Below are 12,650 nucleotides of genomic sequence, written 5' to 3' on the forward strand. Positions count from 1 at the left end.
ACGGTTCCCGCGCGGTCACGTTCCGGTGCTCGGAGGGCACTTCGATTGGTCAAACCTCACCGAGCGTCACCAGAATCCCCTCGTTCGGCCGCAGCGCCACCGAACCATCCAGTTCCTCGCCGGTGCGGTCCAGAGCCGTGGAAAGCACGATGCGTGCCTTCGTTCCGCGGGGCAATGCGCTGGAACGGTTCTCCTGGCTGAAGTTCAGGGCGATGCGGAAGCGCTCGTCGCCGTGGCGGCGCTCGTAGGCAAGGACATTTCCCTCGGTGCCGCCGAGTTCGAAGGAACCGACCCTCAAGGCGGCATGGCTTTGACGGAAATGGATCAGCTGGTGATAGAGCGCCAGGATCGAGTGCTCGTCCTCGCGAAGGCAGGCGACGTTGCATTCCCGGTGATCCATGGCGAGCGGGAGCCAGGGCTTTCCTCCGGTGAAACCCGCATTGTCCGTGGGTTCCCACTGCATCGGCGTCCGGGCCGGATCGCGCCCCAGGCCCAGACCCGGCTCGTTCTTCTCCCACGGATCCTGGACGGCCTCGGGCGGGATCTGGACGTTACCGAGACCGATCTCTTCGCCGTAGTACATGGTGGGCGTTCCGCGAAGGGTCAGGAGCAGCATCCCGGCGAGCCGCGCCTGTTCCAGCCCAACGCGGGTGGCGATCCTCTTCTGGTCGTGGTTGCCCAGGACCCAGTTCGGCCAGCCGCCGTAGGGGAGCTTGTCCTCGTATTCGACAATCAGCCTGGCGATCTCCTCCGCGCGCCAGCTGGCCTGGAGTAGCTGGAAGTTGAACGGCAGGTGCGCGCCCTTCAGATCCGCGCCATAATAGGCGACAAGCCGCTCGAGTGGCAGGTAGATCTCGCCGATCAGGACACGTTCGGGATATTCCTGCAGGACCGACCGCATCTCGGCGATCACCTCATGCACCTCCGGCTGGTCCGCGGAGTAGACCTGCAGGAACCGGTTGATTTCCGCCTGGCCGGGCTGGAAGGAGGGGTTCGGCGGGTTGTCGCGGAACCGCTCGTCCTTGATGAGGTGCCAGATGACGTCGACGCGGAACCCGTCGACACCGCGGTCGAGCCAGAAGCGCATGGCATCGTACATGGCTTCGCGGACTTCGGGATTGCGCCAGTTGAGGTCGGGCTGCTCTTTCAGGAATGCGTGATAGTAGTACTGGCCGGTGGCCTCGTCCCACTGCCAGGCGGAGCCGCCAAAATTGCTGATCCAGTTGTTGGGCGGGCCGCCATCGGGAGCGGCGTCGCGCCAGATGTACCAGTCGCGTTTGTCGTTGTCCCGCGACTGGCGGCTTCGTTGAAACCAGGGATGTTCCTCGGAGGTGTGGTTCGGCACGAAATCGAGGATCACCTTGAGATCGCGGGCGTGCGCATCTTCCACCAGCCGCTCGAAGTCCTCCATAGTCCCGAACATCGGATCGACGCCACGATAGTCGCAGACGTCGTAGCCGAAATCGGCCATGGGCGAGGGATAGAAGGGCGAGATCCAGATGGCCTCGACGCCGAGCCAGGCAAGATAGTCGAGCCGGCGGCGAATGCCTTCCAGGTCGCCGATCCCGTCTTCGTTGGTGTCCTGAAAGGATCGCGGATAGATCTGGTAGACGATCCCGCGCTTCCACCAGGTCTGGTCCGGCATGTGAGCACTCCCGTGGCTGTTCACAGGATGCAATACACCGCGCCCGCAAACTGTTCCGAGCGGAATGCGCCTGAATGACCCATCGGGTCACGCGATCGTGCCGGACCCTTGCCGGATCCGGCACGATCGAAGGGTTGTCGCCGTGATCGGGCAACCCAGGCTTTTCCTAGAGGACGATGACCTTGGCGCCGTTCTCGGCCCGCTCGTAGAGGTCGATGATGTCCTGGTTGATCAGCCTGATGCAGCCCGACGACATCGCCTGGCCGATGGAATTCCACTCCGGCGTGCCGTGCAGGCGGTATCCGGTATCGCCGCCCTTGTTGAACAGATAGAGCGCCCGTGCGCCAAGCGGGTTCATCAGACCGGGCGGCATGCCGCCGCGCCATTTTGCAAGCTCCGGCTGCCGGCCTATCATTTCCGACGGCGGGGTCCAGGTCGGCCACTCGCGCTTCATGGCCACCCGCGCGGTGCCCTTCCACTCGAAGCCCTCGCGCCCGACGCCGATGCCGTAGCGCATTGCCTTGCCTTCCGGCATGACGAAATAGAGGAACTTCTCGTTCGTATCGACGATGATGGTGCCCGGCTTCTCCTTGGTGTCGTAACGGACGGTCTGCCGATGATACTTCCGCGGCACCTTCGAGATGGGGATGGACGGCAGCTGGTAGCCGGAATCCTTCTTCGATCCGTACGAAGAAGAAAACATGCTGATGGTGCCGTCGGACGTACAGCCCGCGAGTGCCGTCGCCAGTGCCAACCCCGCCGCGACGACGATTGCTCTTGTTCTCATGCTTCGATCCCGATTGAAGGCCCTGCCCGATTCGAGCCATGATTAGGTCCGAAATCTTAACGGCAGTTTACCTTGATTTTGCCAAGCCTCATCGGCACCGGCGCGTCCCCACGGGCGGAATTCAGCCACAATTATTGCAGATCGGCAACATTTTCGTTCCCCGAGCCCCGACCGGTCCCGCGACCGGCGCCATGGCAGGAGCTTTTATGCACCGGCTGGGCGGAAGGTTTCGCTTCGAACCCGTTGGTGGCATTCTGCGCCGATGCCTATTGTCTCGCCGATTCCTTACAATCCCCTCGCCGACGGCCGCCAGTCGGAACGCGCCCTTCTGGTCCGGCGCGGCGTGCAGCGCATGCTCCTGCAGATGAACGCGCACGTCCTGCCGGAGCTTTCGCTCGCGTCCGGCCGGCGGGCCGATCTGATCGCGATCACCCGCAATGCCGAGATCTGGATCATCGAGATCAAGTCCTCGGTGGAAGATTTCCGCGTCGACCGGAAATGGCCGGAGTACCGGCTTAACTCGGACCGCTTCTTCTTCGCCACGCACCCCGAGGTCCCGGCGTCGATCTTTCCGGAGGAATGCGGGTTCATCCTGTCCGACGGCTACGGCGCGGAGGTGGTCCGCGACGCCCCGGAGCATCGGCTGGCGCCGGCGACCCGTAAGTCTCTTTTGATGCGGTTCGCACGGGCGGGTGCCTCGCGACTGCTCGCCGCCGAACTGGCCGGCGTTCCGGTGCCGTCGATCGAAGGCGAGAGCGACTGACCGCAACGGCACGCCGCCGGACCGTCCAATTCGGGAGAGGCCACGGACGCCGTAGCGTCGGGAAGACGCGCTTTTGAAGCACCGCCTGACCGATGCGATCATCGAACCCCGGCCGGTCCAGCGGAATGCTCGGCGCGTCCAGCGGCGAACCTGAATCAGCGGCCGCTATCCCGGCGTATTTCCGGGCGGGAAGGCGTTGACGCGTAGCCGAAGCTCGATTATAAGCCCGCACCACTGAGGCGGCCCATCCGGCCGCCCGTTTGTTTTCGCGCCTGCCGGCACCGGAGTGGCGCGGACCGTTTGACAACGAGAGAGGCACCATGGCCAATACGAGCTCGGCCAAGAAGGCTACGCGCAAGATCGCCCGCCGGACCGAAGTTAACAAGAACCGCCGTTCGCGCGTGCGGACCTTCGTCCGCAAGGTCGAGGAGGCGCTGGCTTCCGGAGACAAGGCGGCGGCCGAGATGGCTTTCAAGGACGCGCAGCCTGAGCTGATGCGCGCCGCGACGAAAGGCGTCCTGCACAGGAACACCGCGTCCAGGAAAGTGTCCCGGCTGGCGCAGCGTTTGAAGGCTCTTGGCGCCTGACGCATCGTCACAACGGCTAAGCAATTCTTGATGAAGCCCGGCGGCGACGCCGGGCTTTTCGTTTGCGTACAAGGGCTTGCATATGGCTATATGGGGCGGTCCGAAAACCACGCGCGATTTCGTTTGCCGGCATAACCATCCGGCGCAGTCAGGTAGGGACGGGTGCCCTTGAACCCCGCAAGTGACACGCCGGATTTATTGAACGAAAACAGTGTCTTGCGGAAGGATGTCCACAGCTTGTTCATCGAGCGTCCCGCCCCCGCGTGAATTAAATATGTCAAGTAGAAAATTATCATTTTTTTAATAGCCGCATACGCAAAATACCCGGTTTGGGAAAAGGTTGATTCACAAAGCAATTATCCGAACGGTTGAGTCGGGCACCACGAATTCAACCCCTCCGGCTGCCGTGATTCGTTAAAAAACCATGGCTCTCGGACTTGCCCTTCAGGGCTGCATTTCCTAAACTTCAAAGCATCGAAAGGGACAGGGCCGAGGGCCTTCATACCCAGAAAATTCGAACCGTTCGAACGCCGGATCATTCCGGCGAACGCTAGAGTTTTGCCCTTTCGAGGCGGCGGTCAGCGTCGCGTTCAGCGTAAGGTGAGGACGAGTGTCTCTTGGCGTATGCGCCAGGACGGGGTTCTTGCGCTGTCCGGAACTGGGAAGGCGCGGGAGCGCCAAAGAGAGTGGGCACATGCCGCCTCGAGGGGCGGCATAGAAACGGGGACGCGTAACAACGAGTGCGGTCTCAGGCCGCGTAAGAAAATCGAGGACGTTCGCGACTGTTCGGTTGCGAGCGAGAGGGTAGCTTTGAGGAATGAAGAGGAACGAGGACATGTTCGGCGGGATTGAAACGGGGGACCGTGCGGGGCTCCCTTTCATTATCAACAACGGTGGAGAAAGCACGATGCGCGGCGGAGCCTCGGAAGCCCACTCCATCTTCGAGAGGTTGCGGGCTCAGTTGCAGGCGCGCGTTGGCGCGGATGTCTATTCGAGCTGGTTTGGCCGGATGAAGCTAGCGGAAGCTTCGCGCGGCGTGGTCAGGCTGTCAGTCCCGACCGCGTTCCTGCGTTCCTGGATCAACAACCATTATCTGTCGCTCATCACCGAACTCTGGAAGAAGGAGCAACCGGAGATCCTGCGCCTGGAAATCGTCGTTCGTAGCGCGACCAGGTCGGCACCCGGACTGATCGAGGCCGAGCCGGCCCCTGCCAAGCCGGCCACGCGTGCGCCGCAGACGGCGCTGGGCAGCGGCGTCCTGGCGGCGCCGAAGCAAACCCAGCCTCGTGCCGCCGTCAGGGACAGTGCTCCGCGGCAGAGCGTTCTCGGATCCCCGCTGGACGGACGTTATACGTTCGACAGTTTCGTGGACGGCCCTTCGAACCGGGTCGCATTCGCGGCCGCGCGCACAGTGGCGGAGAACGCCTCGACGTCGATCCGTTTCAATCCGCTCTTCGTCCACGCTTCGGTGGGGTTGGGCAAGACGCATCTGCTCCAGGCGATCGCCGCCGAGTCGCTCGCTCGGCGCCCCGGCTCGCGCGTCGTCTATCTGACGGCGGAATACTTCATGTGGCGCTTTGCCACCGCGATACGCGACAACAACGCCCTGACCCTCAAGGAACAGCTTCGCGACATCGATCTGCTCATCATCGATGACATGCAGTTCCTGCAGGGGAAGTCGATCCAGCACGAGTTCTGCCATCTGATCAACATGCTGCTCGACAGCGCCAAGCAGGTCGTCGTTGCGGCCGACCGTCCCGCCTCGGATCTGGAATCGCTGGAACCGCGCGTCAGGTCGCGGCTGCAGGGCGGCGTGTCGCTCGAGATGTCGGCCCCGGATATGGCGATGCGTCTGTCCATGCTCAGGCAGCGGCTGGAAGCGGCCCGATCGGAAGACCAGACGCTGGCGATCCCGGACGAGATCCTGGAGCATGTCGCGCGGACCGTCACCGGAAGCGGCCGCGAGCTCGAAGGCGCCTTCAACCAGCTCCTGTTCCGGCAGTCGTTCGAACCTCAGCTGACGATCGATCGCATCGACGAACTGCTCGGCCACATGTTCCGCTCGGGCGAGCCGAAGCGGGTGCGGATCGAGGATATCCAGCGCATCGTGGCGCGCCACTACAACGTGTCCAAGACCGAGCTGCTCTCCAACCGGCGCACCCGCACGATCGTCAAGCCCCGGCAGGTGGCGATGTATCTGGCCAAGGTGATGACCCCGCGCTCCCTGCCCGAGATCGGGCGCCGGTTCGGAGGTCGCGATCACACGACCGTGTTGCATGCGGTGCGCAAGATCGAAGGTCTCTCGGGCACCGACGAGAAGCTGGAGCAGGAACTGGAGCTGCTGCGCAGGCTCATCAACGACCAGGCGGCCTGACCGCTCGCGGCGATGCGGCGGACCCGGGCGCTTTTCCCCCGGTGAAAGCCTGTGCGAGGCCGCGAAGGCCTTGCGCGGGCTTGCGTTTGCCGCGCTTTTCCTGTCATTTTGACCCTCGTTGTCGGCCCGTTTCGGGCCGTTCGTTTCTGCGCTTCGCGCTCGAAGCACCCCTGATCACGAGACCGGTCCGTCATGCGCGTCACACTCGAACGTTCCAACCTTCTCAAGTCGCTCAATCACGTGCATCGCGTGGTTGAGCGTCGCAACACGATTCCGATCCTGTCGAACGTGCTGCTGAAGGCCGACGGCGCGGTTCTGGAGCTGAAGGCCACCGATCTCGATCTCGAAGTCACCGAAGCGACCGCCGCGCAGATCGAGCAGGCCGGGGCGACGACTGTTCCGGCGCATCTGCTCTACGACATCGTGCGCAAGCTGCCCGACGGCGCCGAGGTGATGCTGAAGACCGACGCGGAAGGTCACACCATGTCGGTGATCTCCGGCCGGTCCAGCTTCAAGCTGCAGTGCCTGCCGCAGTCGGATTTCCCGGAGCTGACCGCGGGGTCCTTCTCGCACATCTTCCGCCTCGAAGCGCCGGCGCTGAAGGGCCTGATCGACAAGACGCAGTTCGCGATCTCCACGGAAGAGACCCGCTACTATCTCAACGGCATCTTCCTGCACACGCACGAGAGCGGCGGCAAGCTCATGCTGCGCTCGGTCGCCACCGACGGTCACCGGCTTGCGCGCGCGGAAATCGAGGCTCCGGCCGGTTCCGAGGGCATGCCGGGCATCATCATCCCGCGCAAGACGGTCAGCGAGCTCCAGAAGCTCGTCGACAATCCGGACGTGAAGGTTGTCGTGGAATTGTCGGACACGAAGATCAGGCTGACGATCGGGAGCGTCGTTCTGACCTCGAAGCTCATCGACGGCACGTTCCCGGACTATCAGCGGGTCATTCCGTCGGGCAACGACAAAAAGCTCGTCATCGATCGCCAGAGCTTCGCGGCGGCGGTCGACCGCGTCTCCACCATCTCCTCGGAACGCGGGCGCGCGGTCAAACTGTCGATCGCCGACGGCCAGGTGACGCTGACGGTCAACAATCCGGATTCCGGCAGCGCGGTCGAGGAGATCGCGGCCGACTACGATTCGGATCCCGTCGAGATCGGCTTCAACGCCCGCTACCTGCTCGACGTGGCGGCGCAGCTCACCGGATCGGAAGCCCAGTTCATGCTCGCCGATGCCGGCTCGCCGACCCTGATCACCGACCTCGCGGACGAGCAGGCACTCTACGTCCTGATGCCGATGCGCGTCTGAGGCCGTGGCCGACGGGCATCGCGACGGAGCCTCCGGGCCTTCCGCGGCCGCGATCAGACGGCTCAAGCTGACGGATTTCCGCAACTACACGGGCCTTTCGGTCGATTTCGCGCCGGGCGCCGTCGTGCTTTCCGGAGAGAACGGCGCGGGCAAGACCAATCTGCTGGAAGCGATCTCGCTCCTGTCGCCCGGACGGGGGCTTCGCCGCGCGCCTTACGCGGAACTGGTACGCGAGGGCGCTCCCGGGGGCTTTGCCGTCCACGCGCGGGTCGAGAGCCCGTCGGGAGAAGCCGAGATCGGCACCGGCGCGGGTGAAGCCGCCGCAGAAGGAGACGGGGGGCGCAAGGTCCGCATCAACGGCGCGCCCGCGCGGTCGGCCGACGAGATGCTCGAATGGCTGCGCGTCATGTGGCTGACGCCGGCGATGGACGGGCTCTTCACGGGACCGGCTTCCGAGCGTCGGCGCTTCCTCGACCGGCTCGTGCTGACCATCGATCCGGCCCATGGCCGCCGCGCGCTCGACTACGAGAAGGCGATGCGCGGCCGCAACCGCCTGCTGGCGGAGAACGCGCGCGACGCTGCGTGGTTTTCAGCTATCGAGGCCCAGATGGCCGAGACGGGCGCCGCGATCGCGGCGGCGCGCTTCGAGATGGTGAGGTTGCTCAAGGCCATGATCGAGCGGGCGCCCGACACGGGTCCGTTCCCGAAGGCCGACCTGGCGCTTTCCGGCATGCTGGAGGAAGGACTGGCGGCCGGAGCGTCCCTCGACGCGGAAGAAGCGTTCCGCCGCCGCCTGGCGGAGGGGCGGGAACGCGACCGGGCCGCCGGCCGCACGCTCGAGGGGCCGCACCGGTCGGACCTCCTCGCGCGCCACCGCCCCAAGGATATGCCCGCGGAACTGTGCTCCACCGGCGAACAGAAGGCACTGCTGGTCGGGCTCGTGCTGTCGCATGCGCGGCTGACCGGAGAGATCGCGGGCATGGCGCCGGTGCTCCTGCTCGACGAGATCGCCGCGCATTTCGACCACCGCCGCCGCGCCGCCCTGTTCGACATTCTGGAGGACCTCGGCTGCCAGGTCCTCATGACCGGGACCGAGCGCGAACTCTTCTCCGCGCTGGAGGGACGGGCACAATTCCTGTCCGTGTCGGGAGGCACAGTTCGCGCGGACGAGCCCGGCTGACTTTCCCGGTGCGCGCGCTTATGATCCCCTCATGACACAGAGCCGCGCCGAACCGCTGACCCCCGAGGAACTGGAGCGCTATGCGCGCCACATCGTGCTGCCGGAGATCGGCGGACCGGGCCAGCAGAAGTTGAAGCGCGCCCGCGTGCTGGTGATCGGGGCGGGAGGGCTCGGCGCGCCGGTGCTGGAATATCTCGCCGCCGCCGGCGTCGGTACGCTCGGCATCGTCGACGACGACACCGTCTCCCTCTCCAATTTGCAGCGACAGGTGATCCACGATACCGGCGCGGTCGGGAAGGCCAAGGTCGACAGCGCAGCGGAGACCATTGCGAGGATCAATCCGCATGTCGCGGTGGAACGGCATCGGGTTCGCCTCGACGCCGGGAACGCCGGAAAGCTGGTCTCTGCATACGATCTCGTCATCGACGGTTCGGACAATTTCGATACCCGGTACGTGGTCGCTGACGCCTGCGCGGCGGCGGGCAAGCCTCTGGTGGCGGCGGCGGTGGGACGTTTCGACGGGTCGCTGACGGTGCTGAAACCCTTCGAGAGAGGGCCGGACGGCGAGCCCCTTCCCTCGTATCGCGACCTCTTTCCCGAACCGCCGCCGGCAGGCCTTGTGCCCTCATGCGCGGAAGCCGGCGTGCTCGGCGCGCTGACGGGCGTGATGGGGACGCTGCAGGCCATGGAGGCGATCAAGCTCATCGCGGGCATTGGCGAGCCGCTGGTCGGCCGCCTGCTGCTCTACGACGCGCTCGGCGCGCGCTTCGACGTGATGCGCTACCGCGCCCGGCGCGAGGCGGCCGAGTAGGAGAGTGGCGCTCGACCTCACCGACGAGGAACGCGCGGTCGCGGCCGGCCGGGACGGAGAAGGCGCGGCGATGGCCATGCGCATCCTGGCCGAGAGCGCGCGGCTCCTCGGCGCGACGGAGCTGATCCCGGTCAGGTCGGCTCATATCGACGGCGCGCTCTATCATGGCGATTCCGGAACTCTCTTCGCCGAAAGGCTGGTAGCCGGCGGGGCGAAGGTCGCGGTGCGGGCGACGCTGAACGTCGGCGCGCTGGACCTGACCGGCAGCTGCCGGGTGCGGCTCGAAGGGGCCGAGCGCGACATGGCGCGGCGGATGATGCGGGCGTATCGCGAACTCGGCTGCGAACCCTCCTGGACCTGCGCGCCCTACCAGGCCGGGCATCGGCCGGAGAAAGGCACCGACGTTGCCTGGGGGGAATCCAACGCCGTCGTCTTCTGCAACTCCGTTCTCGGCGCGCGCACAAACCGGTACGGCGATTTCCTCGACATCGCCTGCGCCATCGCCGGGCGGGCGCCGGACACCGGGCTGCACCGGGTGGAGAACAGGCGGGCGCGGGTCGTGTTCGACGTCTCCGCCCTGCCCGCGCCGTTCCTGTCGTCGGAGATCGCGTGGCCGGTGCTGGGGAGTCTTTTCGGGCGCGAGATCGGCAGCGCGGTCGGGGTCGTCACGGGAATCACCGGCCACCCGGGCGAGGATGCGCTGAAGGCCTTCGGGGCGGCGGCGGCTTCGACGGGGGCGGTGGGGCTGTTCCACATCGCGGGCGTGACGCCGGAGGCGCCGGACCTCGAGGCGGCGCTGGGCGGGCAGCCGGCGGTGGCGACTGTCGCGGTGACACCGGCCATGGCGCTCGACGCGCAGCGGCGGCTGTCGACCGCGGAAAGGGCCGACCGGATCGACGCGGTGGCGATCGGCAGCCCGCATCTTTCGCCCCGCGAACTGGACGCGCTGGAGCGGCTGGTGGCCGGGCGGCGGCTCGCCGTGCCGCTCTTTGCCTGCACCGGACGGCATGCCCTCGACGCCTTCGGCCCCGACCGGCGCGCGGCACTGGAGCGGGCGGGGGTGGTTATCGTCGCCGACACCTGCGTGGTGGTGACGCCGATCATGGCGGAGGTGGCGGGCGGCGTGCTGATGACGAATTCGGGAAAATTCGCCCAGTACGCGCCGGGAAACACGGGATACGCGGTGCTCTACGCATCGCTGGCCGACTGCGTGGAGAGCGCGGTGACGGGACGTCCGGTGCTGCGGGAGCTTGCCGCGTGATGGCGGCGCGGGGCGAGGTGCTGGTCGCGGGCGCGGCCGGCAGCGGGCCGGCGCTGGTGCTCGACCAGCCGATCAGCTTCTGGGGCGGCGTCGATCCCAAGACCGGCGGCATCGCCGACGTGCGCCACCCGCAGCATGGCGAAAACGTCGCCGGGCGGGTGCTGTTCCTGCCCGGCACGATCGGCTCGTCCTCGGCGTCGGCCGTGCTTCTGGAACTTGTGCGGGGCGGCAGGGCGCCGGCCGCGATCGTCATGCACGAACCGGACGCGATCCTGCTGCTCGGGCTGATCGTCGCGAGAGAGATGGGCTGGCCGGCGCCGGTGGCGGTCAGGCTCGACCGAGCGCAGCATGCCGGGTTCGCAGGCAACATCGTGGCGGTAGAGCCCGACGGAACGGTCGCTTCCCGGGCGTCCCACGTCCCTGGAGCCTGATCCGCCGTTTCGGATCCCGGCGATGGCGAGACGTGGCGCAGACCGGCGACAAAGACAGCCGCTCCGCTGGTCGGTGATGGCGGGTGCATGTCCCGTGATGGCCGCCGAACCACGGGCACGACGCATTGTTCCCGCGCGGCGGCGACTTGGCCGCACGGGTCGTTGTGACGGGTCGATCGGACTGCGGCGGCCGGTCAAGACGTGTCCGGACCGGCGAGCGCTTGGTGGGCGAACCAGTGCAGGTCGCGCAAGACTTCGTGGATTTCATGGTCGAGCGGGCGGCTTGCGCTACGCGCGCCTGGCGGGCGGCCGGAGCGCAGCGGCGAGATGCGGAACTTCAGCCCCCGCGCTCGCGCGCGGGCGCGCAGCGCCTGCCAGCGCACGAAGCGCCGGGCCTGGCGCGGCAGGTCGTCGAGCGCGGCGGCCAGCGCCCGCAACCTCAGCACCAGCCGCGTCGCGTCGAGGCGGTCGTTCGGCGTCGGTGGCGGCGGCAGGCGATGGGGCACGGCGCCCTCGAAAGAGAGGATGCGGGGCGCCGCGTGCGGCGGAACGGTGCGAAGGCGCGGGCCCGGGTTGCGTAGCCGGTCGGCGAGCGGCAGCGCGATGGAGGCCGGGGGACGGCGGACAGCCGGGACGGAGCGCCGGGGCGCAAGGACGGTGGAGGGCGGAATCACGATAGCGATGCCGAGGCTGCGCAGGACGGACACCGCGGCATTCGGCTGCGTCCCGCCGGGGCGCGGCGCCGGTCGCGCGGGCTCGGGCGCCGGCGGCGCCTGGGGAAGGGTTTTTGCGGCCACGATGATCAACCGGCGGGCAGCGGACTCCGTCGGGCGCAGCAGGCGCAGCACGGCGCGGTGGAGACGGCGGGGGAGAGTGGGGCGGCCTCCCGCCGGGTCCCCGCTGCCTCCGGCAGCGTCCCGGCCTTCTCCGCCTGTTGCCGAGCCACCGGCATGGCAACTTTGCGCCTCCGGCGCAAACCGGCGGTCGAAGCCAGCCATGGCGATGAGCGCGGCGAGCACGCGCCGCAGTGCCGCCCTGTTCCGCTCGATTGCCACCTGCCAGTCCATTGCCGCCTTTTCCATTGATCCGGGCGGCGGAAGTATGGGGTGGGGTGGCGAGGCGTGGATGAAAAAGCGCTCGTCTGCAGTGGGCAGTCGACAGTCGGCGAAATGAAATCCGAAGCTTGGAGCCGGAGATCGCACGCAGCGGGAAGAATCTCGTCCACGGAGCACAGGGAGCAGCTACCTTTTCGGGCGATGGCCGACTGCGCATGTGGAAAGGCAGACTTCCGGATCGGTGAGCCTCCCGTTTTCCCGGAATCGGGAAAATAGGGCGGTGCGAACCGGTCGCGCGGCGAGCTCCCATCGTCTTCCGACTTCTAGTCAACTTGCATAGGAACTGTTCTCGACTATTAAGAGCTTGTTAGTCTTTGGTGCCATCAATTCCATCGAAGGTAGCATGAGTGATTGCGATAAAATCTCTTGGTTGTCCCATCTCGAA

General features: G+C 66.4%; 12 protein-coding genes. 8 read left to right on the forward strand and 4 right to left on the reverse strand.

What is annotated here, in order from left to right; translation table 11 throughout:
* Window positions 1–49: 49 nt before the first annotated feature.
* Entirely contained in the window at window positions 50–1,645 is a 1,596-nt protein-coding gene (locus ABGN05_RS07150; protein ID WP_367953324.1) for an alpha-amylase family glycosyl hydrolase, read from the reverse strand.
* Window positions 1,646–1,811: 166 nt separating this feature from the next.
* Window positions 1,812–2,432 carry a L,D-transpeptidase gene (locus ABGN05_RS07155; protein WP_367953325.1) on the reverse strand — a complete coding sequence of 207 codons (621 nt, stop codon included), beginning with the start codon at window positions 2,430–2,432 and terminating at the stop codon, window positions 1,812–1,814.
* A gap of 262 nt (window positions 2,433–2,694) precedes the next feature.
* Here ABGN05_RS07155 and ABGN05_RS07160 point away from each other — a divergent pair, with 262 nt between their 5' ends.
* The gene (locus ABGN05_RS07160; RefSeq protein WP_367953326.1) at window positions 2,695–3,195 is read left to right on the forward strand and encodes an MmcB family DNA repair protein; all 501 of its coding nucleotides are present in this window, start codon (window positions 2,695–2,697) and stop codon (window positions 3,193–3,195) included.
* Window positions 3,196–3,515: 320 nt separating this feature from the next.
* A complete protein-coding gene (rpsT, locus tag ABGN05_RS07165; protein WP_367953327.1) occupies window positions 3,516–3,782 on the forward strand; it encodes a 30S ribosomal protein S20 in 267 nt (88 codons plus the stop codon).
* A gap of 86 nt (window positions 3,783–3,868) precedes the next feature.
* On the opposite strand, the gene ABGN05_RS07170 is transcribed toward rpsT, so the two are convergent.
* Window positions 3,869–4,027 carry a hypothetical protein gene (locus ABGN05_RS07170; protein WP_367953328.1) on the reverse strand — a complete coding sequence of 53 codons (159 nt, stop codon included), beginning with the start codon at window positions 4,025–4,027 and terminating at the stop codon, window positions 3,869–3,871.
* A 572-nt stretch (window positions 4,028–4,599) separates the two neighbouring features.
* Here ABGN05_RS07170 and dnaA point away from each other — a divergent pair.
* From dnaA to ABGN05_RS07200, 6 genes are all read left to right on the forward strand, one after another.
* Window positions 4,600–6,156, forward strand: coding sequence for a chromosomal replication initiator protein DnaA (gene dnaA / locus ABGN05_RS07175; RefSeq protein ID WP_373695905.1), 1,557 nt, complete (start codon window positions 4,600–4,602; stop codon window positions 6,154–6,156).
* A 192-nt stretch (window positions 6,157–6,348) separates the two neighbouring features.
* The gene (gene dnaN, locus ABGN05_RS07180) at window positions 6,349–7,467 is read left to right on the forward strand and encodes a DNA polymerase III subunit beta (RefSeq protein WP_367953330.1); all 1,119 of its coding nucleotides are present in this window, start codon (window positions 6,349–6,351) and stop codon (window positions 7,465–7,467) included.
* A gap of 4 nt (window positions 7,468–7,471) precedes the next feature.
* Window positions 7,472–8,647 (forward strand): DNA replication/repair protein RecF, encoded by a 1,176-nt coding sequence (gene recF, locus ABGN05_RS07185; RefSeq protein ID WP_367953331.1) that lies wholly within the window; start codon window positions 7,472–7,474, stop codon window positions 8,645–8,647.
* Window positions 8,648–8,678: 31 nt separating this feature from the next.
* Entirely contained in the window at window positions 8,679–9,458 is a 780-nt protein-coding gene (locus ABGN05_RS07190; RefSeq protein WP_367953332.1) for a molybdopterin-synthase adenylyltransferase MoeB, read from the forward strand.
* Window positions 9,459–9,462: 4 nt separating this feature from the next.
* Window positions 9,463–10,719: an aconitase X gene (locus tag ABGN05_RS07195; RefSeq protein WP_367953333.1), complete on the forward strand. Its 1,257-nt coding sequence runs from the start codon at window positions 9,463–9,465 to the stop codon at window positions 10,717–10,719.
* Window positions 10,719–11,150, forward strand: a complete 432-nt coding sequence (locus ABGN05_RS07200; protein ID WP_367953334.1) for an aconitase X swivel domain-containing protein — start codon at window positions 10,719–10,721, stop codon at window positions 11,148–11,150. The genes ABGN05_RS07195 and ABGN05_RS07200 overlap by 1 nt, the downstream gene beginning before the upstream one ends.
* A gap of 194 nt (window positions 11,151–11,344) precedes the next feature.
* Here ABGN05_RS07200 and ABGN05_RS07205 read toward each other — a convergent pair whose 3' ends face one another.
* Window positions 11,345–12,217 (reverse strand): hypothetical protein, encoded by an 873-nt coding sequence (locus ABGN05_RS07205; RefSeq protein WP_367953335.1) that lies wholly within the window; start codon window positions 12,215–12,217, stop codon window positions 11,345–11,347.
* Window positions 12,218–12,650: the final 433 nt, after the last annotated feature.

The organism is Aquibium pacificum (assembly GCF_040839445.1).
GTDB classification, from domain to species: Bacteria; Pseudomonadota; Alphaproteobacteria; order Rhizobiales; family Rhizobiaceae; genus Aquibium; species Aquibium pacificus.

Excerpts from the sequence above, each read along its gene's own strand:
- ABGN05_RS07155 (WP_367953325.1), bottom strand. The coding sequence starts at position 2,432 with ATGAGAACAAGAGCAATCGTCGTCGCGGCGGGGTTGGCACTGGCGACG.
- dnaN (WP_367953330.1), top strand. The coding sequence starts at position 6,349 with ATGCGCGTCACACTCGAACGTTCCAACCTTCTCAAGTCGCTCAATCAC.
- ABGN05_RS07200 (WP_367953334.1), top strand. The coding sequence starts at position 10,719 with ATGGCGGCGCGGGGCGAGGTGCTGGTCGCGGGCGCGGCCGGCAGCGGG.
- ABGN05_RS07170 (WP_367953328.1), bottom strand. The coding sequence starts at position 4,027 with ATGAACAAGCTGTGGACATCCTTCCGCAAGACACTGTTTTCGTTCAAT.
- ABGN05_RS07150 (WP_367953324.1), bottom strand. The coding sequence starts at position 1,645 with ATGCCGGACCAGACCTGGTGGAAGCGCGGGATCGTCTACCAGATCTAT.
- ABGN05_RS07160 (WP_367953326.1), top strand. The coding sequence starts at position 2,695 with ATGCCTATTGTCTCGCCGATTCCTTACAATCCCCTCGCCGACGGCCGC.
- ABGN05_RS07205 (WP_367953335.1), bottom strand. The coding sequence starts at position 12,217 with ATGGACTGGCAGGTGGCAATCGAGCGGAACAGGGCGGCACTGCGGCGC.
- dnaA (WP_373695905.1), top strand. The coding sequence starts at position 4,600 with ATGAAGAGGAACGAGGACATGTTCGGCGGGATTGAAACGGGGGACCGT.
- rpsT (WP_367953327.1), top strand. The coding sequence starts at position 3,516 with ATGGCCAATACGAGCTCGGCCAAGAAGGCTACGCGCAAGATCGCCCGC.
- ABGN05_RS07190 (WP_367953332.1), top strand. The coding sequence starts at position 8,679 with ATGACACAGAGCCGCGCCGAACCGCTGACCCCCGAGGAACTGGAGCGC.